A 23,604-nucleotide genomic window follows, 5' to 3' on the forward strand; every position below is an offset into this window, starting at 1 on the left:
CCGGGACGGTGCTGCTCGCGGCGTCGCTGACCACGCTGTTGCTGCCGCTGACCGAGGGCCGGGCGGCGGGCTGGCCGCTGTGGTCGGTGCTCACCCTGCTCGCCGCTCCCCTGCTGACCTGGGCCTTCGTCGCCGTCGAGCGGCGGGCCGAGCGGAGCGGCGGGAGTCCGCTGCTGCCGCCGTCGCTGGTGGCCGCTCCGGCGGTGCGGCGCGGGCTGATCCTCGGGCTGCCCGTCTTCGTCGGCTTCGCGAGCTGGATGTTCGTGAGTGCGATCACCCTCCAACAGGGCCTGCACTACGGGGCATTGAAGGCGGGCCTGACGCTGGTCCCGATGGGCGTGACCCAGTTCGCGGCCTCGGTCCTCGCGCCGCGGCTCGCGGCCCGGTTCGGTGCCCGGACACTGGCGCTGAGCGCCGCCGTGCAGATCGCGGGCCTCGCGACGGTGGCGCTGACCGCGCTGTGGGTGCCCTGGGACCGGATCACCCCGCTGGTCCTGGCGCCCGGTCTCGCCCTGGTCGGGGTCGGCGGCGGCCTCCAGCTGCCGCTGTACTACCGGATCGTGCTGGCCGCCGTGCCGGCCGCGCGGGCCGGGGCGGGCAGCGGCCTCGCCGCCACCGTGCAGCAGTCGTGCCTCGCGGTGGGCGTGGCCACGCTCGGCTCGCTCTTCCTCTCGCTGGTGCCGGGGGCGGGCATGCGCACGGCACTGGTGGTCGTCCTCGCGGTGCAGGCGGCCGGGCTGCTGGGCCTCGTGGCCCTGAGCCTGCGCATGCCGCGGAGCCTCGGCTGACCTCGCGTGTCCGTTCCCTCCCGGCTCGGGCTACCGTCGACCACATGCCCGATGCATCCACCCCCCTCTCCCACCGCAGGCGCATGCTCGTCCTGGCGATCTGCTGCATGAGCCTGCTGATCGTCAGCCTCGACAACACCGTCCTGAACGTCGCCCTGCCCTCCATGGCCAAGGACTTCGACGCCACGCTCTCGGGCATGCAGTGGACGATCGACGCCTACACGCTGGTCCTCGCCGCGCTGCTGATGCTGGCCGGTTCGACCGCCGACCGGATCGGCCGGCGCAAGGTCTTCCAGACAGGCCTCGTCGTCTTCACGGCCGCCTCGGTGGCCTGCTCCCTCGCGCCGAACCTGGAGTCCCTCGTGGCGTTCCGGATGGTGCAGGCCGTCGGCGGCTCGATGCTCAACCCCGTCGCCATGTCCATCATCACGAACACCTTCACCGACCCGCGCGAGCGGGCCCGCGCCATCGGCGTGTGGGGTGGTGTCGTCGGCATCTCGATGGCCGCGGGCCCGCTGGTGGGCGGGCTGCTCGTGGACTCGGTCGGCTGGCGCTCGATCTTCTGGATCAATCTGCCGGTCGGCCTCGCCGCGCTGCTGCTCACCATCCGCTACGTCCCCGAGTCCCGCGCCCCGAAGGCCCGCCGCCCCGACCCGGTCGGCCAGTTCCTGATCATCGTGCTGCTCGGTTCGCTGACGTACGCGATCATCGAGGCGCCCTCGGCGGGCTGGACCTCGGCGCGGACCCTCGGCTTCGCGGCGCTCGCCGTCGCCGCGCTCATCGGCATCCTGCTGTACGAGCCCCGGCGCCCCGAACCCCTCATCGACCTGCGGTTCTTCCGCTCGGCGCCGTTCAGCGGGGCCACCGTCATCGCCATCTGCGGTTTCGCGGCGCTCGGCGGCTTCCTGTTCCTGTCGACGCTCTACCTCCAGGACGTACGCGGCCTGGACGCGCTGCACGCGGGCCTGTGGATGCTGCCGATGGCGGCGATGACGCTGCTCTGCGCACCCCTGTCGGGCCGTCTCGTCGGCAGCCGGGGGCCGCGGCTGCCACTGCTGGTCGCGGGCGTGATGATGACGGCGAGCGGCGTGTTGTTCGCGGCGTTCGACGCGGAGACCTCGGACGTCTCGCTCTTCATCGGCTACGTCCTGTTCGGCATCGGCTTCGGCTTCGTGAACGCGCCCATCACCAACACCGCCGTCTCCGGCATGCCCCGCGCCCAGGCCGGGGTGGCCGCCGCGGTCGCCTCCACGAGCCGGCAGATCGGGCAGACCCTCGGCGTCGCCGTGATCGGCGCGGTCCTCGCCTCGGGCGTCGCCGGGTCCTCGTACGCCCGGGCGTTCGTCGGCGCCAGCCGGACCTGCTGGTGGATCCTCGCCGGGTGCGGTCTCGCGGTCCTGGTGCTCGGCGCGCTGACCAGCGGGCGGTGGGCCCGGGAGACGGCGCGGCGGACCGCCGAGCGCCTGGAGGAGCCCGACGACGCGGCGATCAGCCGGGCGGCCGCGGGGTCATGACCGGGCGGCCGCCACCTCCTTGAGCGCGGCGAGGCGTTCGCCGCTCACGGAGTCCGCCGGCGTGTACGTGACCATGCGGGCGCCGCAGTCCCGGCCGAGCCACAGGTCGGTGTGGACGACGGAGAGCGGCCCCACGTACGGGTTGTGGAAGTGCTTCACCTTGCTGGGCAGGGACTGCACCACCTCGTGCCGCCCCCACAGCTCGCGGAACTCGGCCGACTCCTCGGTGAGCCGCTTGAGGACCAGCTTCCAGGCGGGCTCGCCGAGGTGCTCGGCCATGCCGGAGCGGAATTTGGCCGCCATGGTCCGCAGCACCCCGTCGAGGTCCGTGATCGCGGAGCGCCAGCCCTCGTGCGTGAACGCGAGCAGCATCCAGTTGCGGTCCTCCGGCGGGATCTCGTCGAGGTCGCAGAGCAGCATCCCGTAGGTGCGGTTGTAGGCGAGGATGTCGTACCTGCTGTTCTGTACGCAGGCGGGGACGGGCTCCAACCGGTCCATCAGCTCCAGCAGTTCGGGCGTCAGCGTGGTGCAGCTCGCCGCCGGTGTCGGGTCGATGGCGCCCGCGAGGCCGAACAGATGGGCCCGCTCGCTGCGGTCGAGCCGCAGCGTCCGGGCCAGCGCGTCGAGGACCTGCGCGGAGACCTGGATGTCGCGGGCCTGCTCCAGCCACGTGTACCAGGTGACGCCGACCGCGGAGAGGTGCGCGACCTCCTCGCGGCGCAGGCCCGGGGTGCGGCGGCGCCGGCCGCGCGGCAGGCCGACCTCTTCGGGGGTGATGCGCTCGCGGCGGCTGCGCAGGAACCCGGCCAGTTCGTGCCGCCGGATCTCGCCGGGCCGCTCCCGCACGTCCGGTGATGCGTGCGCCATGGTGGTCATGTCTCCAGGCTGCACCCCGGGGGCGGGTGGGCGCACCCTGTTTCCAGGTAGAGGTTCTACCAGGATAAGGACACTCTGGTACCCGCCTGAGCGGCGGCGCACGCTCACTGACATGACCACCCACACGCAGTCCCCGCCGGTCGCACCACCCGTGCCGGCCGGCACCGGCACCTCCCTCTCCGGCCCCGGCCTGTTCACCGTGCTGCTCGGCGCGGCCCTGCCCCTCATCGACTTCTTCATCGTGAACGTCGCCCTGCCCACGATCGACCACGACCTGTCGGCGAGCGAACCGGTCCTGGAACTGGTGATCGCGGGCTACGGCATCGCGTACGCCGTGCTCCTGGTCCTGGGCGGGCGGCTCGGCGACCTGATCGGGCGCCGCCGGCTCTTCCTCGGCGGCATGGCCGCCTTCGGTCTCACCTCGCTCGCCTGCGGGCTCGCGCCGACGGCCTGGACGCTGGTCCTCGCACGGGTCGCGCAAGGGGCCGCGTCCGCCGCGATGCTGCCGCAGGTGCTCGCCACGATCCAGGCCACCACGGCCGGGCCGCGCCGGGCCAAGGCGATGAGCATGTACGGGGCGACGGCCGGCCTGTCGATGGTGGCGGGCCAGGTACTGGGCGGCGTACTCGTCTCGGCCGACCTGTTCGGCACGGGCTGGCGCTCGGTGTTCCTGGTGAACGTGCCGGTGGTCGTCGTCGCCCTCGTCCTCACGGTCCGCACGGTCCCGGAGACCCGCTCGCCGCGGCCCGAGCCCGTCGACGTACCCGGCACGGTGCTGCTCGCCCTCGCCCTGGTGGCGCTGCTCGCGCCGCTGACCGAGGGCCGGGCGGCGGGCTGGCCGCTGTGGACCTGGATGTCGCTCGCGGCGTTCCCGGGTCTGGCGTGCGCGTTCTACGCAGTGGAGCGGCGGGCCGACCGGGCGGGGCGGACCCCGCTGGTCCCGCCGTCCCTCCTCCAACTGGTGTCGCTGCGCCGGGGGTTGCTGATGGTGGTGCCGTTCTCCATCGGCTTCAGCGGGTTCATGTTCGTGATGGCGGTGGCGCTGCAGCAGGGCGAGCGGCTCGGCGCGACCGCGGCCGGGCTCGCCCTGGCCCCGATGGCGGGGGTCTTCTTCGTCGCATCGCTCGCCGGTCCGCGCCTCGTGGCCCGCTGGGGCACGCGTGTCGTCACGGCGGGCGGCCTGCTGCAGGCGGCGGGGATCGGGCTGATCGCGCTGACGGCGTGGCGCACCTGGCCGGACCTCGGCGTGCTCCAGCTGCTGCCCGGCGCGGCGCTCGCCGGGGCGGGCCAGGCGCTCCAGCTGCCCATCCTCTTCCGGATCATCCTGTCCGAGGTGCCGACGGCGCGGGCGGGCGTCGGCGGCGGCGTCATGACGACGACCCAACAGGCCTCCCTGGCCCTGGGCGTGGCCACGCTCGGCACCCTTTTCCTGTCCCTGTCCTCCTCGCAGGGCATGCGCGACGCCCTGATCACGACGCTGCTCGTACAACTCGCGGCGGTGGCCCTGACGGTGGCAATGAGCCTGCGACTGCCGCGAGCGATCGTCTGACCGGGCGGCGCGGGCGGCGTCTACGGCACGTCCGCTCGCCCCGTACGCGGGCGCCCGGCAGCGGGCCGCACCGGACCTCACCCCTCACATTCCTTACTTCTGGGTCCAGTTCACCGCGCGGACCCCTCGCCCCCGCCATGGACGCGACGGTCCGCGCCCAGCCGCCGCCGGGTGGTCGAGATGCGGGCGCGGGCCCGCTAGACCCGCTCCGTCGGGGCGGTGGTGCGGCGCGCGGCGCGTTCCGATCCGATCGCCGCGCCCGCGCCGAGGACGACCGTGGCGAAGGCGCCGACCGCAAGGGCGGGGTTGACGTAGCCAGGGACGTCGTCGGTGGCGTAGTCACCGCCGTGCTGCACCTCGCAGACGAACCGGACCGGCAGGTAGTCGACGCGGTAGGTGACGGCGACGAGGGCGCTCTCCGGCGAGCCGCCGACGCAGGGCCGGATCGGCGCCGAGCCCGTACCGCCGTCCTCGGCGTCCAGGACGGCGCCGCCCACCGCGAGCATCCCCCACGCGTACCACGCACAGGTCACCCCGGCCGCGACCCCGGCCCACCCCCGCAGCCGTGCTCCGCCCCGACCCAGCGTGCCGAACCCGAACCCGAGGAAACCGCACATGGCGATGAGCGCGACGAGCAGTACGAGAAAGACGGCCATCCGGCGAGTTGAGCACACCCGCACCCGATCCGGTACCCGAAACCCGGCGGACGCCGCCCGGCGCCGCTCCTAGCCTTGCCGGCATGACCACCGAGCGCTCCGCACCCGCCGTCACCCGCCGCGTCGAGCTGTTCCCGGGCGCGGCCTCCGAGGCCCGCTTCACCACCCCCGCGACCGGCGACGAACGCCGCATGCTCGCCGGGTTCCTCACCGCGCAGCGCGCGACGCTGGAGCTCAAGTGCACCGGCCTGGAAAGGGAGTTGGCGACCGCGTCGGTGGACCCGTCGACGCTCTCGCTGCTCGGCCTCGTCCGGCACCTGACCGACGTGGAGCGGCGCTGGTTCCGCCGGACGATCGCCGGGCAGGACGCCCCGAACCTCTACTCCACCCCCGACAACCCCGAGGGCGACTTCGACGACGTACACGAGGCGGACCCGGCGGCCGTCTGGGACGCATGGCGCGCGGAGACGGCGTTCGCGGACCAACTCCTCTCCGGGGCGGCCGACTTGGACGTGGAGGGCACGGACGCCTGGCGCGGCACGGTGTCCTTGCGCTGGGTCGTGGTCCACATGATCGAGGGGTACGCACGTCACAACGGTCACGCCGATCTGCTCAGGGAGCGGATCGACGGGAGGGTGGGCGCCTGACGCGGGACGGCGGCCCACGACCGGTAACCGCGGCCGGTGGCCCACGACCGGTGGCCCGCGGCCTGCGGGACCGGCGATCCGCGGCCGAGCCGGTGACAGATGACAGATATTGAAATCTGTCATCTGTCATGCCATGGTGGAGGCATGAACCTCCCCACTCGCCCTCTGGGCACCACCGGCCCCGCCGTCTCCGCCCTCGGTCTCGGCCTCATGGGCATGTCCGACGTGTACGGCGACAGCGACCGCGCCGAGTCGATCGCCACGATCCACGCCGCGCTCGACGCGGGCGTCACCCTGCTCGACACCGGCGACTTCTACGGCATGGGGCACAACGAACTGCTGGTCGCCGAGGCCCTGCGCACCGCGCCCGCGGCTGCGCGCGAGAAGGCCCTGGTCAGCGTGAAGTTCGGCGGTCTGCGCGACCCCGACGGCGGCTGGTCCGGCTTCGACGCGCGTCCGCAGGCCGTGCGGAACTTCGCGGCGTACAGCCTCCGGCGCCTCGGCGTCGACCACATCGACGTGTACCGGCCCGCGCGGCTCGACCCGCAGGTGCCGATCGAGGAGACCGTCGGCGCCATCGCCGAGCTGGTCGAGAAGGGCCACGTGCGGCACATCGGCCTCAGCGAGGTCGGCGCCGAGACCATCCGGCGCGCGGCCGCGACGGCGCCCATCACCGACGTCCAGCTGGAGTACTCGCTCATCTCCCGCGGCATCGAGGACCAGATCCTGCCGGCCACCCGCGAGCTGGGCATCTCCGTCACCGCGTACGGCGTGCTCTCCCGGGGCCTGATCTCCGGCCACTTCGGCCGTGACCGCAGGCTCGCGGCGAACGACTTCCGCGGGATGAGCCCGCGCTTCCAGGGCGAGAACCTCCAGCACAACCTCGACCTGGTCGAGCGTCTCCGCAAGATCGCCGAGCAGAAGGGCGCGAGCGTCGCGCAGATCGCCATCGCCTGGGTCGCGGCCCGCGGCGAGGACATCGTGCCGCTGGTCGGCGCCCGCACCCGCGAGCGCCTCAACGAGTCCCTGGGCGCCCTCGACGTCACCCTCGACGCCGCCGACCTGGCCTCCATCGAGGAGGCCGTGCCCGCCGACGCCGCGGCCGGCGAGCGCTACCCGGCGGCCCAGATGGCGCACCTCGACAGCGAGCGCTGACCATGGCCGGGTACCGTCACTGACATGGCACCGCCCACCGAGACCCTGACCCCCGAGCGCATCCTCGCCGCGACCGAGGAGGTGCTGCGCCGGCACGGCGCCGCGAAGGCCACCGTCGTCGACGTGGCCCGCGCACTGGGGGTCAGCCACGGCTCGGTGTACCGGCACTTCCGCACGAAGGCGGAGCTGCGCGGCGCCGTCACCAAGCGCTGGCTGGGGCGGACCACGGCCGTCCTGTCCGAGGTCGTCGCCGGGGACGAGGCGGCCGAGGCGAAGCTGCGGCACTGGCTGGCCGCGCTGTTCGAGGCGAAGCGGCACAAGGCGGGCGACGACCCGGAGTTGTTCGCCACGTACTCGGTGCTGACGACGGAGGCCGACGACGTCGTCGACGCGCACGTCGCCGAGCTGATCGAGCAGCTCGGCACGATCGTCCAAGAAGGCGTGGAGCAGGGCGAGTTCACCGCACCGGACAGCGTGCCGGCCACGGCCCGCGCCCTCCTCGTGGCGACCGCCCACTTCCACGACCCGCACTACGCGGCCCAGTGGTCCCGCCCCGAAGCCGGGGCGGAGTTCGAGGTCGTCGTGGATCTCGTCCTGCACGGCCTGCGTCGCCGCACGGGCCCTCAGCTCCCGGCGGGGTCCACCGTCGCCTGATGCTCCTGCTCCAGGTGCTCCTGCGCCTTGAGCCACGGCAGGAACTGCGCGGAGCGTCTCCACCCGCACGTCTCGCACGTCAACTGCCGCTGGATACCGGACTTCTCGACGCGTACGACATGAGCGCGCCCGTGCTGGTCCCAGCGGCTGACCTTGCTGCTCGTCATCTGCGGCATAGGCGCAGTGTGCAGCAAAAGGCCCCGGGCCGCCGTCGGAACGACGGGCCCGGGGCCTCAGTTGCGTACGGCCGTCAGCAGCCGATGAGCCGCGACGCCAGGTAGCCCTCGATCTGGTCGAGGGAGACCCGCTCCTGCTTCATGGTGTCGCGCTCGCGCACCGTCACCGCGTTGTCGTCGAGGGTGTCGAAGTCGACGGTGACGCAGAACGGCGTGCCGATCTCGTCCTGGCGGCGGTAGCGGCGGCCGATGGCGCCGGCGTCGTCGAAGTCGATGTTCCAGTGCTGGCGCAGCGCGGCGGCCAGGCCCTTCGCCTTCGGCGACAGCTCCGGGTTGCGGGACAGCGGCAGGACCGCGACCTTCACCGGGGCGATGCGCGGGTCGAAGCGCATGACCGTGCGCTTCTCCATCTTGCCCTTGGCGTTGGGCGCCTCGTCCTCGAAGTACGAGTCGAGCATGAACGCCAGCATCGTGCGGCCGACACCGGCCGCGGGCTCGATGACGTACGGCGTGTAGCGCTCGCCCTTCTCCTGGTCGAAGTAGGAGAGGTCCTGGCCGGAGGCCTTGGAGTGCGCCGACAGGTCGTAGTCGGTGCGGTTGGCGACGCCCTCCAGCTCGCCCCACTCGCTGCCGCCGAAGCGGAAGCGGTACTCGATGTCGGCGGTGCGCTTGGAGTAGTGGGAGAGCTTCTCCGCCGGGTGCTCGAACCAGCGCATGTTCTCCTCGCGCAGGCCCAGGCCGGTGTACCAGTTCCAGCGCTGCTCCATCCAGTACTCCTGCCACTTCTCGTCCTCGCCCGGCTTGACGAAGAATTCCATCTCCATCTGCTCGAACTCACGGGTGCGGAAGATGAAGTTGCCGGGCGTGATCTCGTTGCGGAAGCTCTTGCCCATCTGCGCGATGCCGAAGGGCGGCTTGCGGCGCGAAGTCGTCTGCACCTGGCTGAAGTTGGTGAAGATGCCCTGGGCGGTCTCGGGACGCAGGTAGGCGACGGAGCCGCTGTCCTGGGTCGGGCCGAGGTGCGTGGAGAGCAGGCCGGAGAACTGCTTGGGCTCGGTGAACGTGCCCTTGTTGCCGCAGTTGGGGCAGGTGAGGTCCGCGAGGCCGTTCTCGGGGGCGCGGCCCTTCTTCTCCTCGAACGCCTCCTCCAGGTGGTCCGCGCGGAACCGCTTGTGGCAGGAGGTGCACTCGGTGAGCGGGTCGGTGAACGTGGCGACGTGGCCCGACGCCTGCCAGACCTCGGTCGCCAGGATCACCGACGAGTCGATACCGACGACGTCCTCGCGCGACGTGACCATGTAGCGCCACCACTGGCGCTTGAGGTTCTCCTTCAGCTCCACACCCAGCGGACCGTAGTCCCAGGCGGCGCGCTGACCACCGTAGATCTCGCTGCAGGGGTAGACGAAGCCACGGCGCTTGCTGAGGCTGACGATGGTGTCGATCTTGTCGGCGGCCACGGTGCTCTCTTCATTACGACGACGGTGAGCGCGCTGGATACGCGCCTTGGGAGCGAAGGCCTCAGGTTACCGGCGGGCCCACCCCCCGAACCAAATCGATTGTCGGCACAGAGCAGGACGAACACCTTGTTGACAATCGTTTCCAGTTTAGTTGAAAATGACTGTCATGAACGTACGCCGCCCCCGCCGCCTCATATCCAGCGCCGCCGTCGCCGCCACCACGGTGCTCGGCCTCACCGCCCTGTCCGCGTGCGGGTCCTCCGCCGCCGACGGCAAGAACAGCGACGGCAAGCTGGACGTGGTGGCGTCGTTCTACCCGATGCAGTTCCTCGCCGAGGAGATCGGCGGCGACCACGTCGACGTCACCAACCTCACCGAGCCCGGCCAGGAGCCGCACGACCTGGAGGTCAGCGCCAGGCAGCGGGCGCAGCTGGAGGAGTCCGACGCCGCGCTCTACCTCAAGGGACTGCAGCCCGCCGTCGACGAGGCCATCGACCAGTCCGGCATCAAGACGAAGATCGACGCGGCGTCCCTGACCTCCCTGGAGAAGCACGGCAACGAGGTCGGCGGCCACGCCGAGGAGTCCGACCACGGCCACGACCACGGCGAAGCGGGCACCGACCCGCACATCTGGCTCGACCCGGTGAAGTACGCCGAGGTCGCCCAGGGCGTCGGCAAGGCGCTGGAGAAGGCCGACCCGGACCACGCGGCGGACTACAAGAAGAACACCGCGGCCCTGGTCAAGCAGCTCGGCCGGCTCGACACGAAGTTCAAGGACGGCCTCGCGAACACCGACTCGAAGGTGTTCATCACCACGCACGCCGCCTTCGGCTACCTCGCCGAGCGCTACGGCCTCACCGAGGAGGCCATCAACGGCCTCGACCCGGAGAGCGAGCCCAGCGCCAACCGCGTCAAGGACCTCCAGAAGATGGCGAAGGCCGACGGCGTCACCACCGTCTTCTACGAGACCCTCGTCAGCGACAAGACAGCCTCGACCCTGGCGGGCGACGCCGGGCTCAAGACCGCCGTGCTCGACCCGATCGAGGGCATCACCGACAAGTCCAAGGGTGACGACTACCTGGCGGTCATGGAGTCGAACCTGACGGCGCTGCAAAAGGCCCTGGGCGCCAAGTGACGTACAGGACAAGCGACTTGAAGGGCGGAACCGTCATGAGTGACCCCGTCATCACCCTGCGCGGGGTGACGGCCGAGCTCGGCTCGCGGCCCGTGCTGCGCGGCATCGACCTGGCCGTCGGGCGCGGCGAGGTCGTCGCGCTGCTCGGCGCGAACGGCTCCGGCAAGTCGACCGCCGTGCGCAGCATCATCGGGCAGGTCCCGCTCTCCGGCGGCGAGATCGAGATCTTCGGCACCCCGCGCCACCGCTTCCGGCAGTGGGCGCGCGTCGGCTACGTACCGCAGCGCACGACCGCCGCGGGCGGCGTGCCCGCGACGGTCACCGAGGTCGTCTCCTCCGGCCGGCTCTCCCGGGCCCGCTTCGGCGTGCTGCGCCGGGCCGACCGGCAGGCGGTCGCCCGCGCCCTGTCCCTCGTAGGGCTGTCCGACCGCGCCAAGGACTCGGTGGACGCCCTGTCCGGCGGCCAGCACCAGCGCGTGCTCATCGCCCGCGCCCTCGCCGCCGAACCCGAGCTGCTGATCATGGACGAGCCGATGGCGGGCGTCGACCTGGCCAGTCAGGAGATCCTCGCCGCGACCTTGCGGGAGCAGGTCGCGGCGGGGGCCTCCGTCCTCCTCGTGCTGCACGAACTGGGCCCGCTGGAGCCGCTGATCGACCGTGCGGTGGTGCTGCGCGACGGCTGCGTGCTGCACGACGGGCCGCCCCCGAAGGCGCTCGGCCAGCACGCGCTGCCCGGCCACGACCACGTCCACCCGCACTCCGCGGCGGACGCCGCACCGATCCGCACGGGACTGCTGAGCTGACATGGAAATCCTGAGCTACGACTTCATGCAGCGGGCCCTGCTCGCGGCCGTCCTCGTCGGCATCACGGCCCCCGCCGTCGGCATCTACCTGGTGCAGCGCCGCCAGGCCCTGATGGGCGACGGCATCGGCCACGTCGCGATGACGGGCGTCGGCCTCGGCTTCCTGCTGTCCACCTCCCCCGTGTGGATGGCGACGCTGGTCTCCGTACTCGGCGCGGTGATCATGGAGTTGATCCGCTGGTACGGGAAGACACGCGGCGACATCGCGCTCGCCATGCTGTTCTACGGCGGTATGGCGGGCGGCGTCATGTTCATCAACCTGGCGCCCGGCGGCTCGAACGCCAACCTCAACTCGTACCTCTTCGGCTCGCTCTCGACGGTGTCGCAGGACGACGTCCTCGCGATCTGTCTGCTGGCCGCCTTCGTGGTCCTGGTGACGGTCGGCCTGCGCCGGCAGCTGTTCGCGGTGAGCCAGGACGAGGAGTTCGCCCGGGTCACGGGGCTGCCGGTGCGCGCCCTGAACCTCCTCGTCGCCGTCACGGCGGCGGTGACGGTGACGGTCGCGATGCGCGTGGTCGGTCTGCTCCTGGTCTCGGCCCTGATGGTCGTGCCGGTCGCGGCGGCCCAGCAGCTGACCCGCAGTTTCAAGGCGACGTTCGTGGTCGCGGTCGCCATCGGCGTCGTCGTCACCCTCGGCGGCACCGCCACCTCGTACTACCAGGACGTGCCGCCCGGCGCGACGATCGTGCTGCTGACCATCGCCGTCTTCATCGTGCTCACGCTGCTCGCGACACCGCTCGCGCGGCGCCGGGCGAGGGCCCTGTCGGCGGTCTCGGGCGACCCGGCGGAGTGCACGATCCCCGAGCGGGCGCCCGCCTCCTCTCTTCATGGATGACCCGGCCACGGCGCCGCCTGGCACAATGGCGGCGACGACGGTGGCAGGCAAGCAAGTGGAGGAGGAACCCGTGGCAGCCCCGGTTCGAGGCAGGTCGACCCGCCAGCGCGCGGCCGTGGCGGCGGCGCTCGACGCGGTCGACGAGTTCCGCAGCGCCCAGGAACTGCACGACGTCCTCAAGCACAAGGGCGACTCGGTCGGCCTGACGACGGTCTACCGCACGCTGCAGTCCCTCGCCGACGCGGGCGAGGTCGACGTCCTGCGCACGTCGGAGGGCGAGGCGGTGTACCGCCGCTGCTCCTCGGGCGACCACCACCACCATCTGGTCTGCCGGATGTGCGGCAAGGCCGTCGAGGTCGAGGGCCCCGCCGTGGAGAAATGGGCGGAGACGATCGCCTCCGAGCACGGTTACGTGAACGTGGCCCACACGGTAGAGATCTTCGGCACCTGCGCCGACTGCGCAGCCTGACCGAACCAAGCCCCTGCGGCGATTGAGCAGCCTGACCGAACCAAGCCCCTGCGGCGATTGAGCAGCGGGGTCCGGGGCGGAGCCCCGAGGCCTCAGCGTCATTGCCGGTGACTGGTCAGGGCGGCGGCTGCGACCACGTAGCGCCTGATCGCGCAGGCCCCCGCGCCCGGGGAAGGTAAGCGTCACGCGCAGCTTCCCCCGGGGCGCGGGGCGCGCCGAACCTAGGCCCCGCCCTCAAGCTGCAGCAGCACCTCGTTCGGGGTAGCACCCCCGAAGCGCCGGTCCCGCGACGCGTACTCCACGCACGCCCGCCACAGATCACGACGGTCGAAGTCCGGCCACAGCACGTCCTGGAAGACCATCTCGGCATAAGCGCTCTGCCACAGAAGGTAGTTGGAGGTGCGCTGCTCACCGCTGGGCCGCAGGAAGAGGTCGACGTCCGGCATGTCCGGGTAGTAGAGGTACTTCGCGAAGGTCTTCTCCGACACCTTCGAGGGGTCGAGACGGCCGGCCTTCACCTCCTCGGCGATGGCCAGCGCCGCATCGGCGATCTCCGCACGGCCGCCGTAGTTCATGCAGAAGTACAGGGTCAGCTTGTCGTTGTCCTTGGTCTGCTCCTGGGAGATCTCCAGCTCCCTGGCGACGGACTTCCACAGCTTGGGCATCCGGCCCACCCAGCGCACCCGCACCCCCAGCTCGTCGAGCTGGTCGCGGGTCTTGCGGATGAAGTCCCGGTTGAAGTTCATGAGGAAGCGGACCTCGTCGGGCGAGCGCTTCCAGTTCTCCGTGGAGAAGGCGTAGAGGGAGATCGCGCCGACGCCCATCTCGATCGCGCCCTGCAGGACGTCGAGGACCCGCTCGGCGCCGACCTTGTGGCCCTCGGTCCGCGGCAGCCCGCGCTCCTTGGCCCACCGTCCGTTGCCGTCCATGACGATGGCGACGTGCTCGGGCACCAGCTCGCCCGGGATCTTCGGCGGCCGCGCGCCCGACGGGTGCGGTTCGGGCGTCACGTACTCACGACGGGACGACCGCCCGAGAATTCCTCGACGTGCCATGTTTCCGGGCCTCTCCCCTAGCTCGGCCAGCAGCTGTGGTGCGCTAGCTCTTCTCTACGTATCGCAACGAGCGCAGTCCGCGCTCCAGGTGCCAGTGCAGGTAGGCGGACACCAGCCCGCTGCCCTCCCGGACGAAGCGCGACTCGCACGCGTCGGCCGTCTCCCAGTCGCCGGTCAGCAGGGCACCGAGCAGGGTGAGGGCCTGCGGTGAGGGTACGACGCTGCCCGCTACCCGGCAGTCGACGCAAACCGAGCCGCCCGCACCGACCGAGAAGAACCGGTTCGGGCCGGGCATTCCGCACTTCGCGCAGTCGCCGAAGGTGGGCGCGTACCCGTTGACGGCGAGGGAGCGGAGCAGGAAGGCGTCGAGAATGAGGTGCGGCTCGTGCTCGCCGCGCGAGAGCGTCCGCAGCGCACCGACCAGCAGCAGGTACTGCTGCACCGCAGGCTCGCCCTCGTGATCGGTGAACCGCTCCGCCGTCTCCAGCATGGCGGTGCCCGCGGTGTAGCGGGCGTAGTCCGTCACGATGCCGCCGCCGTACGCGGCGATGGTCTCGCTCTGCGTGCACAACGGCAGCCCGCGCCCGATCAGTTCGCTCCCCCGCGCGAAGAACTGCACGTCGACGTGGGAGAACGGTTCGAGCCGCGCGCCGAACTTCGACTTGGTGCGGCGCACCCCGCGGGCCACGGCGCGTACGCGTCCGTGACCGCGCGTGAGCATCGTGATGATGCGGTCCGCCTCACCCAGCTTCTGGGTGCGCAGCACGATGCCGTCGTCGCGGAACAGGCTCATGACCCCATTCTGCCCTTACGCGAACGGGGGCAGGGCCGCGGTCGGGTCTTCGAGCCAGGCACGGCCGCGCTCCTGCAGGCCGGGCGGCAGCCGCTCGCTCAGGTCGGCGACCGTGACGGTCCGCAGCGAAGCGCGCCAGGCCCGGTCGGCGTCGTCCATGACGCGGGCCACCCCGCACGGCCCGTCGCACAGTTCGGCGGGCATGGCGCAGGCGCCGCGCTGCCGGATCTCGGTGCAGACGAACGCGGGCGCCGCCCCCTCCACCGCCTCCACCACGTCCAGCACGGTGATCTCCTTCGGGTCCCGGGCCAGCCGGAACCCGCCGCGCGGCCCGGATGTGGCGAGCAGCACACCGGCGGCGGCGAGGGACTTGAGGTGCTTGGCGAGATAGGCGTCGGGCAGTCCGTAGTACCCGGCGAGCGTGGTGCGCCGCACGGCGGTGCCGGGCGGCGCCTGCACCAGCAGCACGCAGCAGTGCATCGCCCATTCGACGCCTTGCGACAGCTTCATGGAGCCCGAGATTACCCTTCCGACCCCCCTTCGAGGACTTGATGGACATCCAATATCGATGATACCGATGAAGCCATGACACCTTCAGCCGCTGACTGGCGCATGCTGGCCGTCGTCCTCACCGGCGCGTTCATGGGCAGCTTCGACCTCTTCGTGGTGAACGTCGCCACCGAGGCGCTCCGCGCGGACCTGCACGCGAGCGACGCCGCGCTCGAACTCGTCGTGTCCGGTTACGCGTTCGCGTACGCGGCCGGACTGATCACGGGCGGCCGCCTCGGCGACCGGTTCGGGTACCGGCGGACGTTCGTCGCGGGCATGGCCGCCTTCACGCTGACATCGCTGCTGTGCGGACTCGCCCAGGACAGCGGGCAGTTGGTGGCGGCCCGGCTCGCCCAGGGCCTTGCGGCGGCGGTCATGGTGCCGCAGGTGCTCTCGCTCGCCACGGCCCGGTTCCCCCCGGAGCACCGGGGGCGGGCGACCGCGTGGAACGGCGCGGTCTCGGGACTCGGCGCCATCGCGGGGCAACTGCTCGGCGGCCTCCTGCTCCAGGCGGACGTGCTCGGGCTCGGCTGGCGGGCGGTCTTCCTCGTGAACGTCCCGGTGGGCGTGGTGGCCGCCCTGCTCGCCTGGCGGATGCTGCCCCCACTGGCGGGCGCCCGACGCCCGTTCGACGTGACCGGCGCCGTGGGGGTGACGGCCTGTCTCGCGCTGCTGCTGATGCCGCTGGCGCTGGGCCGGGACACCGGCTGGCCGCCGTGGACGTGGCTGTGCCTCGCGGCGGTCGCCCCGGTGGGCCGGCTGACCTGGCGCGGCCAGCGGGCATTGCGGGCGCGGGGCGGCGAACCGGTCCTGAACCCCACCCTGTTCCACAACCGACCGTACGTGGCGCTGGTCGCGGCGCTGGGATCCTTCCAACTCTACTTCGGCGCCTACATGTTCACGCTCGCGCTGCTGCTCCAGGCAGGCCTGGGCGCGAGCCCGCTCACGGCCGGCGCGGCCTTCGTACCGCAGGCGGTGCTGTTCACCGTGGGCTCCCTGGCGAGCGGCCGGCTGAAGGCCCGGAGCGGGCGGCTCGGGCCCGCTGCCGGGGGCGCACTGGTGCTGACGGGCCTGGCCCTGCTGGCCGCCCAGCTCACCTGGTCCGACGCGCCGAGCCCGGCCGCGCTCGTCCCCGCCCTCGCCCTGAACGGCCTCGGCAACGGCCTCCTGATGCCCGCCCTGATCGGAGCGGCCCTGACCCGGGTGACGCCGACGCAAGCGGGCGCGGCGTCCGGCCTCCTCAACACGGCCAACCAGGCGGCGAGTTCACTGGGCGTGGCCCTGCTCGGCATCATGTTCTTCACCGTCTCGGGCCCGGGGCTGCGGGACGCGGCGGCCGGGATGGTGGCGGTCAGCGGCGCGTTCGCCGCCCTGGTGGCGGCGGCGTCAGGGGTGTTCCTCCACGTGACGCGCACCGCCCGCTGACCCGGCCGTCACGGAACCTCACCGCGGCTCCTTCTGTTCTCGTACGCCGTCGCCGCCCGCAGCCGCTCAGTCGTCGTCGCCGTCCGCAGCACCTCCGGCGGACAGTCCCACTCCCGACCGCCCCCGAAGGGCCGCAACTGCACGTACGGCCCTTCGTGCCCCATCACCCTGCCGACCCGTCCCGTCGTCGTGTCGACTGCGTACGAACCGATCGGCGGCATCATCGGGTGGCGCTCCTGTCGTCCGGGCCTGCGAGGAGTACGGCGGCCAGGCGCGCCGCCGCGTCAACCGAACAACGCCCCAATTCCACCAAGGGACACGGGGCGGACCGCGCGATTGACACCCGGTCCAGTCCGAGCGAGGGCAGCACAATTCCCAGCGCGACAAGCGCTACTCGCAATTTCTCCACCGTTTCCTCGGCTTCCTCCACGCACAGCGCGGCATGGTTCTGGTGGCCCGTCACGTGGCTCCCCCGCCCGATTCGGTTTCACGCTTCACCCCTCCACGGCGACCTTTCGCCCCTACAGTGAGGAGGGGTCTGCGCACTACAAGTACGGCTCTGCACTGGGGGGTTGGCCATGGCCAACGGTCCGCGGCAGGCAGCCAGAAAGTTCTTCGGCCTCGAACTCAGGCGCCGCAGAGAGGACGCCGGGCTCACGCAGGTGGAGTTGGGGTTACGCGTATTCGTATCCGGCGGCGACATCGGCCAGTTCGAACAGGCAATTCGCAAACCGCAGTTGGACGTCGCCCAACGGATTGACGACGTTCTGCAATCCGACGGTATCTTCGAGCGGACGTGGCGGAAGCTGATCGCTGACCACCGGTATGCGGATTACTTCGCCGAGGTGGCCGAGTTGGAGCGGCTTGCTTCGCGGATCTGCGAGTTCGCGCCCACGGTGGTGCCGGGCTTGTTGCGGACGGCGTCGTACGCCGAAGCCGCCACCGTCGCGGCGCACCCGTTTGTGGGCGGTTCGTCTACGACGATCGGGCAGTTGGAGCACATCGTGGAGCGGGGAGTTCGAGGAGCCCCGCCGATCGCCTATACAGAGACGGCGTTTTCGGGAACGCTGCTCGACGACCCGGCCGCGGTGAAGCGAGCACAGCGCGCTGACGATCTGCTCAGGGTCGCCGCGCTGTCGCCGGAGGCGTCGCTGGCCCTGGTCGAGTCGGCGGTGGAGGACTACAGACGATGCGCGAGCACGAGCTGAGCAACGCCCGCTGACACAAGAGCAGTTACAGCAACGGCGAGGGCGGAAGCTGCGTCGAGGTGGCCGACGGAGTCCCCGGGGTCGTCCCCGTCCGGGACTCGAAGGTCGCCGACGGACCCGTCATCGTGTTCGGGGCCGCGCCCTGGACGGCGTTCGTGTCACGCCGGTGAGCTGGCTCGCCCCCCCTGGTCCGCTGCGCGGGCCGGTGGCGGGTGGGGGGTCCGTCGCTTCGCGACGGTGGGGTGGTGACGGTGGTTCGAAGTCACCTCTCCGCCGGTGGGCGCCTTCTTATTGGATTGCGTGGCTGGGGTGCGGTGGGTGGTTGAGCTACCTCCGATTCTCTCGTCGATGTCGAACGGCCGCCTTGGGCTGGCTTTCGTCGGCTAAGGCTCTGGGTGGAAGGGGAGAGAGTCACCATTTCCTCAAAAGCCCTTCGGTCGCACCCGCCACTCCACGTGGCGGGTTGGGTGGCGCGTATGTGGGGTGGCGACGGTGGGAAAAAGACGCAGCTACAGGGTGGAGTGGGGGAGGCCGGCCCGTTGACTGCTGGTGTGTGAGTGGTGGATGTGACGACAGAGGCATCGTCGACGGGTTCGTGGGTGGTTTAGGACATCCGCCCGATCTGGCGGGTGTCCTAAACCCTCCACGAGCCGCACCAGAGAGACGGAAGCGTCACATGTGACGCGTGTGACGACCCCAGCCCCCCACCAGCCGCACCCACCCCACGAACCCCACCACCCCTCCCTCTAGCTGCGTCTTTTCCTCCCCACCGTCACCACCCCACATAGCAGCAGACAACCCGCCACAGGGAGTGGCGGGCGCGACCGAAGGGCTTTTGAGGAAATGGTGACTTGGGCCCCTTCCACCCAGAGCCTCAGGCGACGAAAGCCAGCCGAAGACGGGCGGCGCGACGACACTCGACAATCGGAGGTAGCTCAACCCACCACCGCACCCCAGCCACGCAATCCAATAAGAAGGCGCCCACCGGCCCGACACTCGACTTCGAACCACCCTCACCACCCCACCGTCGCAAAGCGACGGACCCCCCACCCCACCACCGCAAGAAGCCGCACCTCGTCGTGGTCGTCGACGGTGAGTCGGTGGGGTCACGTACCGGACGGCGTCGCCCGGGACACCAACCGGTGGCGGCTGACCCGCGAGCGGTGGAGCGGGCGTCGGCGTGTCGGCATCGAGCTCGTCAGCGTCCCCGACTGCCCGCCGGCCCCCGCATCGGCCCCCACCCACCTACCGCCTGCCGTCCGCCCCCCACCACCCCCCGCCACCCGATCAGTTGACGCCCCTCATCTGGCGTTCCGCTCGCTTCTCGATGCCACGGAAGTGGGTTGCCATCGCCTCCTGGGCGCCCGCTACGTCCCGGGCGCGCAGGGCGGCGACGATGGCGCGGTGGCGGTCGACCGTCACCTCGGGGGCCGGGTCGCTGGACCACTGGCGTACTCCGGCGACGCGGTTGAAGACGTTCCAGAACGCGCCGAGGAGCTGGGGGATGAGTTCGTTGCCCAGCGAGCGGTACAGCGTCTCGTGGAACTCGCGGTCGAGGTCGGCGAAGGGTTCGCCCGCCTCTCCAGACTCGGCCATCTTCCGTACGATCGCGTCCAGTTGGTTCAGGATCTCGTCCGCGGGAGGGGCCGCGGCGACCCGGCGTACCAGTCCCTCCTCCAGGATCTCGCGCACCTGGAGGATCTCGGCCAGGGCGTGTGCGTCGGTGGCGGGGCGCAGCAGGGTGCGGAAGGTGAGTCCGTCGGCGAGGGGGGTCAGCGAGGCCTGGCCGACGTAGGTGCCGTAGCCGTGTCTGATCTCCACGATGTCGAGCGCCTGGAGTGCCTTGAGCGCCTCGCGCACCGAGTTTCGGCTGACGCCGAGCGACTCCATCAACTCCGCTTCCGTGGGGAGGAGTTCGCCGGGGTGCAGCCCCGAGTCGAGGATCAGCTGCATCACCGCCCCCTGGACCTGGTGGCTGACTCGTCGATGGCGTACGGCCGGACTCCTGGGCTCCTCGGACATGCGCCGCATCGTAAAGGCTGGGGACGTCCCACGTCCCACCTCGGGGCGAAAGATCTCCTCTGCGCGATCTCTTGACCGGCTCTCCGGGGCCTCTTATGGTCACGTCGCTACCAAGACGTAGGACGTTGGATCTCCACGCACCGGCCACAACTCCCGTGCCGGGCCGTTCCCTTACCGGAGTCACTGGAGCCCCTGGAGGCACCATGAGCGACCACGACGCCACCGGCCGCCGATCCTTCCTCAAGTACACCGGCGCCCTCGGTGCGGCCGCCGCCCTCTCCACGTCGCTGTCGGCCTGTTCGGGGGGACCGAAGTCGACGAACGACACGGGCGACGACGACGGCAAGGGCGGCTCCGACAGCCTGACCGCGGTCATCGGGTACGGCAACGACGGGAGTTGGGACCCGACGCTGACCGCGTCCGCGTTCGCCGTGGCCGCCAACCACCACATCTACGAGGGGCTCCTCGACACCGACCCGATCACCCGGGCCCCGTACGCCGCGCTCGGCACGGCCGTCCCGGACGCTGCCCAACTCAAGGGCACCAGCTGGAAGTTCACGCTGCGCTCGGGCGCCACGTTCCACGACGGCAAGCCGGTCACCGCCGACGACGTGGTGTTCGTCTTCGACCGCATCCTCGACCCGAAGACGCCGACGCTCGCCAAGGGCTTCTTCGAGAGCTGGCTGAAGGAGGTCAGGAAGGTCGACGACTCGTCGGTGGAGCTGGTGCTCAAGTTCCCCTTCCCCGACGGACTCTCGCGGCTCACCCTCGCGAAGATCATGCCGAAGCACGTCTTCTCCAAGCCCGGCGCCTGGGACGACGCGATGAAGGGCAAGGCCGTCGGCTCGGGCCCCTACCGGCAGACCTCGCACCAGCCGAAGGTGAACACGACCTTCGAGGCGTTCGCCGACTACAACGGCCCGCGCAAGCCGAACTTCAAGAAGATGAACTGGCTGACCATCGTCGACGCCTCGGCGCGCGTCGCGAAGATCTCCGGCGGCAGCGCGGACGCGCAGATCGCGGACAACATCCCGTACGCCAACATCGACACGCTCAAGAAGGGCGGCCTGACCGTCGAGGGCGGCGCCGGCATGAACCACCTGTTCCTGCTGTTCAACACCGCGCACAAGCCGTTCGGCGACGTCCGGGTGCGGCAGGCGCTGCACTACGCGATCGACCGGGAGAAGATGATCCAGGTCGCGCTCAAGGGGCACGGCACGCCGTCCAAGTCCTTCCTCAACGAGAGCAACCCCAGCTACCGGCCCGCCAAGACGGTCTACGGGTACGACCCGGAGAAGGCCAAGAAGCTGCTCAAGGACGCCGGGGTCAGCGGGCTGAAGATCAACCTCATGGCCGTGAACGTGTCCTGGCTCGCGGACTGCATGCCCACCATCAAGGCGTGCTGGGACGCGATCGGCGTACAGACCACGCTGGACGTGCAGGAGACCACGGCGGTCTTCACCAAGCTCGACCAGAAGAAGGACTACCAGGTCGTCGCCGCCGCCTCCAACCCCAACCAGCTGGGCATCGACGCCGACCTGATCATGCACTACAACTACGGGCCGGCCAACACCTGGATGGGGTACGCCCATTGGGCGGGCAACAGCACGGCCAAGCAGCTCTTCAAGCAGATGGACCAGGCCACGCGGGAGCCGGACACCGCCAGGAAGAAGGCGATGATCCAGGACTACATCGACGTCGTCGCCGAGCAGGCGGTGATCTACCCGGTCATCCACAACGAGCTGATCACCGCGTGGGACCCCGAGAAGCTCACCGGCATCCAGGCGCAGCCCTACCCCGGCATCAACGTCCTCAAGGCCAAGCCCGCATAAGTCCTGACCCTGTTACGAGGCAAGGGAGTTCACGCCCGTGGCCGTGATCGCCAGAATTCTCGCGCGGCGGCTCGCCCTGCTCGTGCCGCTGCTGCTCGGCATCGTCCTGTTCGTGTTCCTCGTCATGCGGTTCGCGGACACCGACCCGGCCTCCGCGTACTTCCAGGGCGCCAACCCGACGCCGCGGCAACTGCAGGAGTTCCGGCAGGACAACGGCCTGCTGGACCCGCTGCCGCTGCGCTACGTCCACTTCGTCGGGGACCTCCTCCAGGGCGACATGGGCATCAGCGTGCTGACCCGGCAGCCGGTCGTCGAGCAGGTGAGCACCGCGCTGCCGCTCACCATGCAGCTGACCCTGCTGGGCCTCGCGATCGCCGTGGTGCTCTCGTTGGTGTTCGGGATCAGCGCCGCCCTGTACCGCGACCGCTGGTGGGACCAGGTCGTCCGGGTCGTGTCGCTGACCGGTGTCGCGGCCCCCGGCTTCTGGCTGGCGCTGCTGATGATCCAGTACCTGGCGGTGAACGAGGGCTGGTTCCCGACCGGCGGCTACGTCAATCCCGCCGACTCGCTGACCGGCTGGCTCAGGAGCATGACGCTGCCGGCGCTCGCCCTGTCCCTGCCGGTCGCGGCCCAGCTCACCCGGATCGTGCGCACGGCCGTGGTGGAGGAGCTCGACAAGGACTACGTCCGCACGGCCGTCGGCAGCGGGCTCCCGCCCCTCGTCGTGATCGGCCGCAACGTCCTGCGCAACGCGCTGGTCAACCCGCTCACCGTGCTCGGCCTGCAGGTGGGCTATCTGCTGGGCGGCGCGGTGGTCACCGAGACGATCTTCTCGCTGCCCGGGATGGGGAAGCTGATGATCGACGCGGTGAAGAACGGTGATCCGGCGGTGGTGCAGGGCGTCGTCCTGACCACGGCCGTCGGGTTCGTCGTGGTGAACCTGGTCGTCGACGTGCTGTATCTGCTGGTCAATCCGAGGCTGCGGGGGACGTCATGAAGGTGTTCGGCTCCCCGAAGCGGTTCGCCGAGGCGCTGTCGCGGCCCGGTATCCGGCTGCGCGGCCTGCGGCGGCTGCCCGTCATGTCGCGGATCGCGCTCGTGGTCATCGCCGTCGTCGTGCTGGTCGCCGCGTTCGCCCCGCTGCTCGCGCCGCACGACCCGCTCGACCAGCAGCCGCAGACCGACGACACCGGGCGACCGTCCGGCGCGCACTGGATGGGGCAGGACAGCCTCGGCCGGGACATCCTCAGCCGGCTCATGTACGGGGCCCGCTGGTCGCTGGCGATCGGGCTCGGCGCGACGCTGCTCGCACTCGTGGTCGGGGCGGCCCTCGGCGCGATCGCGGCGACGTCCCGCAAGGCCGTCGACGAGACGCTGATGCGCTGCCTCGACATCGTCATGGCGTTCCCGGGCATCGCGCTCGCCGCCGTCCTGGTCTCCGTGTTCGGCGGCGGCATCCCCGTACTGATCTGCGCGATCGCCTTCCTGTTCACGCCGCCGGTGGCCCGGGTCGTGCGCGCCAACGTCATGTACCAGTACGGCGAGGACTACGTCACCGCCGAGCGCGTCATCGGGGCCCGCACCGCGCACATCGTCCTCAAGCACGTCGCCATCAACTGCGCGGCGCCGATCCTGGTCTTCTGCACGGTGAAGGTCGCCGAGGCCATCGTCTTCGAGGCGTCGCTGTCGTTCATCGGCGCGGGGGTGCGGCCTCCCGACCCTTCCTGGGGCAGCGTCATCGCCGACGGCAAGAACATGGTGCTGATCGGCGGCTGGTGGGCGACCGTCTTTCCGGGCCTACTGATGCTGCTGACCGTCCTGGCGCTCAACGTCCTGAGCGAGGGCGTCTCGGACGCGTGGGCGGCGCCCGCGGCGCGCGACGTGGCGGCCGAGGAGCCGGACCGCCTGGAGGCGCCCGCGCCCGGCAGCGGCCAGGTCCTCGATCT

At 70.9% G+C, this 23,604-nt stretch carries 25 protein-coding genes and 1 pseudogene; 16 read left to right on the plus strand and 10 right to left on the minus strand.

Annotated elements, in window-relative coordinates:
- Together G3I40_RS33435 and G3I40_RS33440 are read left to right on the plus strand one after the other, a co-directional pair.
- On the plus strand, positions 1-788 hold a 788-nt coding region (locus tag G3I40_RS33435; protein ID WP_164306358.1), incomplete at its 5' end, for an MFS transporter.
- Positions 789-832: 44 nt separating this feature from the next.
- Positions 833-2,302, plus strand: coding sequence for an MFS transporter (locus G3I40_RS33440; protein WP_164306359.1), 1,470 nt, complete (start codon positions 833-835; stop codon positions 2,300-2,302).
- Here the strand turns inward: G3I40_RS33440 and G3I40_RS33445 are convergent.
- Positions 2,297-3,178 carry a helix-turn-helix transcriptional regulator gene (locus G3I40_RS33445; protein WP_164306360.1) on the minus strand — a complete coding sequence of 294 codons (882 nt, stop codon included), beginning with the start codon at positions 3,176-3,178 and terminating at the stop codon, positions 2,297-2,299. The two genes, G3I40_RS33440 and G3I40_RS33445, sit on opposite strands and share 6 nt — an antisense overlap.
- Positions 3,179-3,290: 112 nt before the next feature.
- Here G3I40_RS33445 and G3I40_RS33450 point away from each other — a divergent pair, with 112 nt between their 5' ends.
- Positions 3,291-4,727, plus strand: a complete 1,437-nt coding sequence (locus G3I40_RS33450; protein WP_164306361.1) for an MFS transporter — start codon at positions 3,291-3,293, stop codon at positions 4,725-4,727.
- Positions 4,728-4,924: 197 nt separating this feature from the next.
- Here the strand turns inward: G3I40_RS33450 and G3I40_RS33455 are convergent, their stop codons facing one another.
- Positions 4,925-5,383 carry a hypothetical protein gene (locus tag G3I40_RS33455; RefSeq protein ID WP_164306362.1) on the minus strand — a complete coding sequence of 153 codons (459 nt, stop codon included), beginning with the start codon at positions 5,381-5,383 and terminating at the stop codon, positions 4,925-4,927.
- Between the two features lie 83 nt (positions 5,384-5,466).
- Here G3I40_RS33455 and G3I40_RS33460 point away from each other — a divergent pair, with 83 nt between their 5' ends.
- The 3 genes from G3I40_RS33460 (at position 5,467) to G3I40_RS33470 (ending at position 7,839) form a co-directional block, all read left to right on the plus strand.
- Positions 5,467-6,030: a DinB family protein gene (locus G3I40_RS33460; protein ID WP_164306363.1), complete on the plus strand. Its 564-nt coding sequence runs from the start codon at positions 5,467-5,469 to the stop codon at positions 6,028-6,030.
- Between the two features lie 144 nt (positions 6,031-6,174).
- Complete coding sequence (locus tag G3I40_RS33465) at positions 6,175-7,185, plus strand: aldo/keto reductase (protein WP_164306364.1); 1,011 nt, start codon at positions 6,175-6,177, stop codon at positions 7,183-7,185.
- A gap of 24 nt (positions 7,186-7,209) precedes the next feature.
- Positions 7,210-7,839 (plus strand): TetR family transcriptional regulator, encoded by a 630-nt coding sequence (locus tag G3I40_RS33470; protein WP_164306365.1) that lies wholly within the window; start codon positions 7,210-7,212, stop codon positions 7,837-7,839.
- Here the strand turns inward: G3I40_RS33470 and G3I40_RS33475 are convergent.
- Together G3I40_RS33475 and G3I40_RS33480 are read right to left on the minus strand one after the other, a co-directional pair.
- Entirely contained in the window at positions 7,809-8,015 is a 207-nt protein-coding gene (locus G3I40_RS33475) for a hypothetical protein (protein ID WP_164306366.1), read from the minus strand. The genes G3I40_RS33470 and G3I40_RS33475 overlap by 31 nt on opposite strands.
- 74 nt (positions 8,016-8,089) lie before the next feature.
- A complete protein-coding gene (locus tag G3I40_RS33480) occupies positions 8,090-9,472 on the minus strand; it encodes a glycine--tRNA ligase (protein ID WP_164306367.1) in 1,383 nt (460 codons plus the stop codon).
- Between the two features lie 166 nt (positions 9,473-9,638).
- On the opposite strand from G3I40_RS33480, the gene G3I40_RS33485 reads away from it, so the two are divergent.
- The 4 genes from G3I40_RS33485 to G3I40_RS33500 all read left to right on the plus strand — a co-directional run bounded on the left by G3I40_RS33485 (position 9,639) and on the right by G3I40_RS33500 (position 12,774).
- Complete coding sequence (locus G3I40_RS33485) at positions 9,639-10,607, plus strand: metal ABC transporter substrate-binding protein (RefSeq protein WP_164306368.1); 969 nt, start codon at positions 9,639-9,641, stop codon at positions 10,605-10,607.
- Positions 10,608-10,642: 35 nt separating this feature from the next.
- A complete protein-coding gene (locus G3I40_RS33490) occupies positions 10,643-11,410 on the plus strand; it encodes a metal ABC transporter ATP-binding protein (RefSeq protein ID WP_164306369.1) in 768 nt (255 codons plus the stop codon).
- Position 11,411: 1 nt separating this feature from the next.
- A complete protein-coding gene (locus G3I40_RS33495) occupies positions 11,412-12,305 on the plus strand; it encodes a metal ABC transporter permease (RefSeq protein WP_164306370.1) in 894 nt (297 codons plus the stop codon).
- A gap of 70 nt (positions 12,306-12,375) precedes the next feature.
- Positions 12,376-12,774 (plus strand): Fur family transcriptional regulator, encoded by a 399-nt coding sequence (locus G3I40_RS33500; protein WP_343245096.1) that lies wholly within the window; start codon positions 12,376-12,378, stop codon positions 12,772-12,774.
- Positions 12,775-12,995: 221 nt separating this feature from the next.
- Here the strand turns inward: G3I40_RS33500 and G3I40_RS33505 are convergent, their stop codons facing one another.
- From G3I40_RS33505 to G3I40_RS33515, 3 genes are read right to left on the minus strand one after another with little or no spacing between them, the layout of a single operon-like run.
- Positions 12,996-13,829 carry an isoprenyl transferase gene (locus G3I40_RS33505; protein WP_164558607.1) on the minus strand — a complete coding sequence of 278 codons (834 nt, stop codon included), beginning with the start codon at positions 13,827-13,829 and terminating at the stop codon, positions 12,996-12,998.
- A gap of 43 nt (positions 13,830-13,872) precedes the next feature.
- Positions 13,873-14,622 (minus strand): DNA repair protein RecO, encoded by a 750-nt coding sequence (gene recO / locus G3I40_RS33510; RefSeq protein WP_164558608.1) that lies wholly within the window; start codon positions 14,620-14,622, stop codon positions 13,873-13,875.
- Between the two features lie 15 nt (positions 14,623-14,637).
- A complete protein-coding gene (locus G3I40_RS33515) occupies positions 14,638-15,132 on the minus strand; it encodes an Rrf2 family transcriptional regulator (protein ID WP_164558609.1) in 495 nt (164 codons plus the stop codon).
- Between the two features lie 75 nt (positions 15,133-15,207).
- Here G3I40_RS33515 and G3I40_RS33520 point away from each other — a divergent pair, with 75 nt between their 5' ends.
- Positions 15,208-16,596, plus strand: coding sequence for an MFS transporter (locus G3I40_RS33520; protein WP_164558610.1), 1,389 nt, complete (start codon positions 15,208-15,210; stop codon positions 16,594-16,596).
- An 8-nt stretch (positions 16,597-16,604) separates the two neighbouring features.
- Here G3I40_RS33520 and G3I40_RS47570 read toward each other — a convergent pair whose 3' ends face one another.
- Positions 16,605-16,820 carry a hypothetical protein gene (locus G3I40_RS47570; protein ID WP_164558611.1) on the minus strand — a complete coding sequence of 72 codons (216 nt, stop codon included), beginning with the start codon at positions 16,818-16,820 and terminating at the stop codon, positions 16,605-16,607.
- Complete coding sequence (locus G3I40_RS47575; RefSeq protein WP_343245097.1) at positions 16,817-17,059, minus strand: hypothetical protein; 243 nt, start codon at positions 17,057-17,059, stop codon at positions 16,817-16,819. Before G3I40_RS47575 ends, G3I40_RS47570 begins: the two co-directional genes overlap by 4 nt.
- Positions 17,060-17,174: 115 nt before the next feature.
- On the opposite strand from G3I40_RS47575, the gene G3I40_RS33530 reads away from it, so the two are divergent.
- Both G3I40_RS33530 and G3I40_RS33535 read left to right on the plus strand, forming a co-directional pair.
- Positions 17,175-17,804 (plus strand): Scr1 family TA system antitoxin-like transcriptional regulator, encoded by a 630-nt coding sequence (locus G3I40_RS33530; RefSeq protein ID WP_164558612.1) that lies wholly within the window; start codon positions 17,175-17,177, stop codon positions 17,802-17,804.
- Positions 17,786-17,974, plus strand: a pseudogene (locus G3I40_RS33535) (DUF397 domain-containing protein). The gene G3I40_RS33530 and the pseudogene G3I40_RS33535 overlap by 19 nt, the downstream one beginning before the upstream one ends.
- Before the next feature lie 1,117 nt (positions 17,975-19,091).
- Here G3I40_RS33535 and G3I40_RS33540 read toward each other — a convergent pair.
- Positions 19,092-19,835, minus strand: coding sequence for a FadR/GntR family transcriptional regulator (locus G3I40_RS33540; protein ID WP_164558613.1), 744 nt, complete (start codon positions 19,833-19,835; stop codon positions 19,092-19,094).
- Between the two features lie 194 nt (positions 19,836-20,029).
- Here G3I40_RS33540 and G3I40_RS33545 point away from each other — a divergent pair, with 194 nt between their 5' ends.
- The 3 genes from G3I40_RS33545 to G3I40_RS33555 all read left to right on the plus strand — a co-directional run.
- On the plus strand, positions 20,030-21,658 hold the full coding sequence (locus G3I40_RS33545) for an ABC transporter substrate-binding protein (protein ID WP_164558614.1): 1,629 nt from the start codon (positions 20,030-20,032) through the stop codon (positions 21,656-21,658).
- Positions 21,659-21,695: 37 nt separating this feature from the next.
- Positions 21,696-22,655: an ABC transporter permease gene (locus G3I40_RS33550; RefSeq protein WP_164558615.1), complete on the plus strand. Its 960-nt coding sequence runs from the start codon at positions 21,696-21,698 to the stop codon at positions 22,653-22,655.
- A partial coding sequence (locus tag G3I40_RS33555) for an ABC transporter permease (protein WP_164558616.1) occupies positions 22,652-23,604 on the plus strand: 953 nt, incomplete at its 3' end. The genes G3I40_RS33550 and G3I40_RS33555, both read left to right, overlap by 4 nt.

The organism is Streptomyces sp. SID14478 (genome assembly GCF_010548525.1).
Lineage (GTDB): Bacteria > Actinomycetota > Actinomycetes > Streptomycetales > Streptomycetaceae > Streptomyces.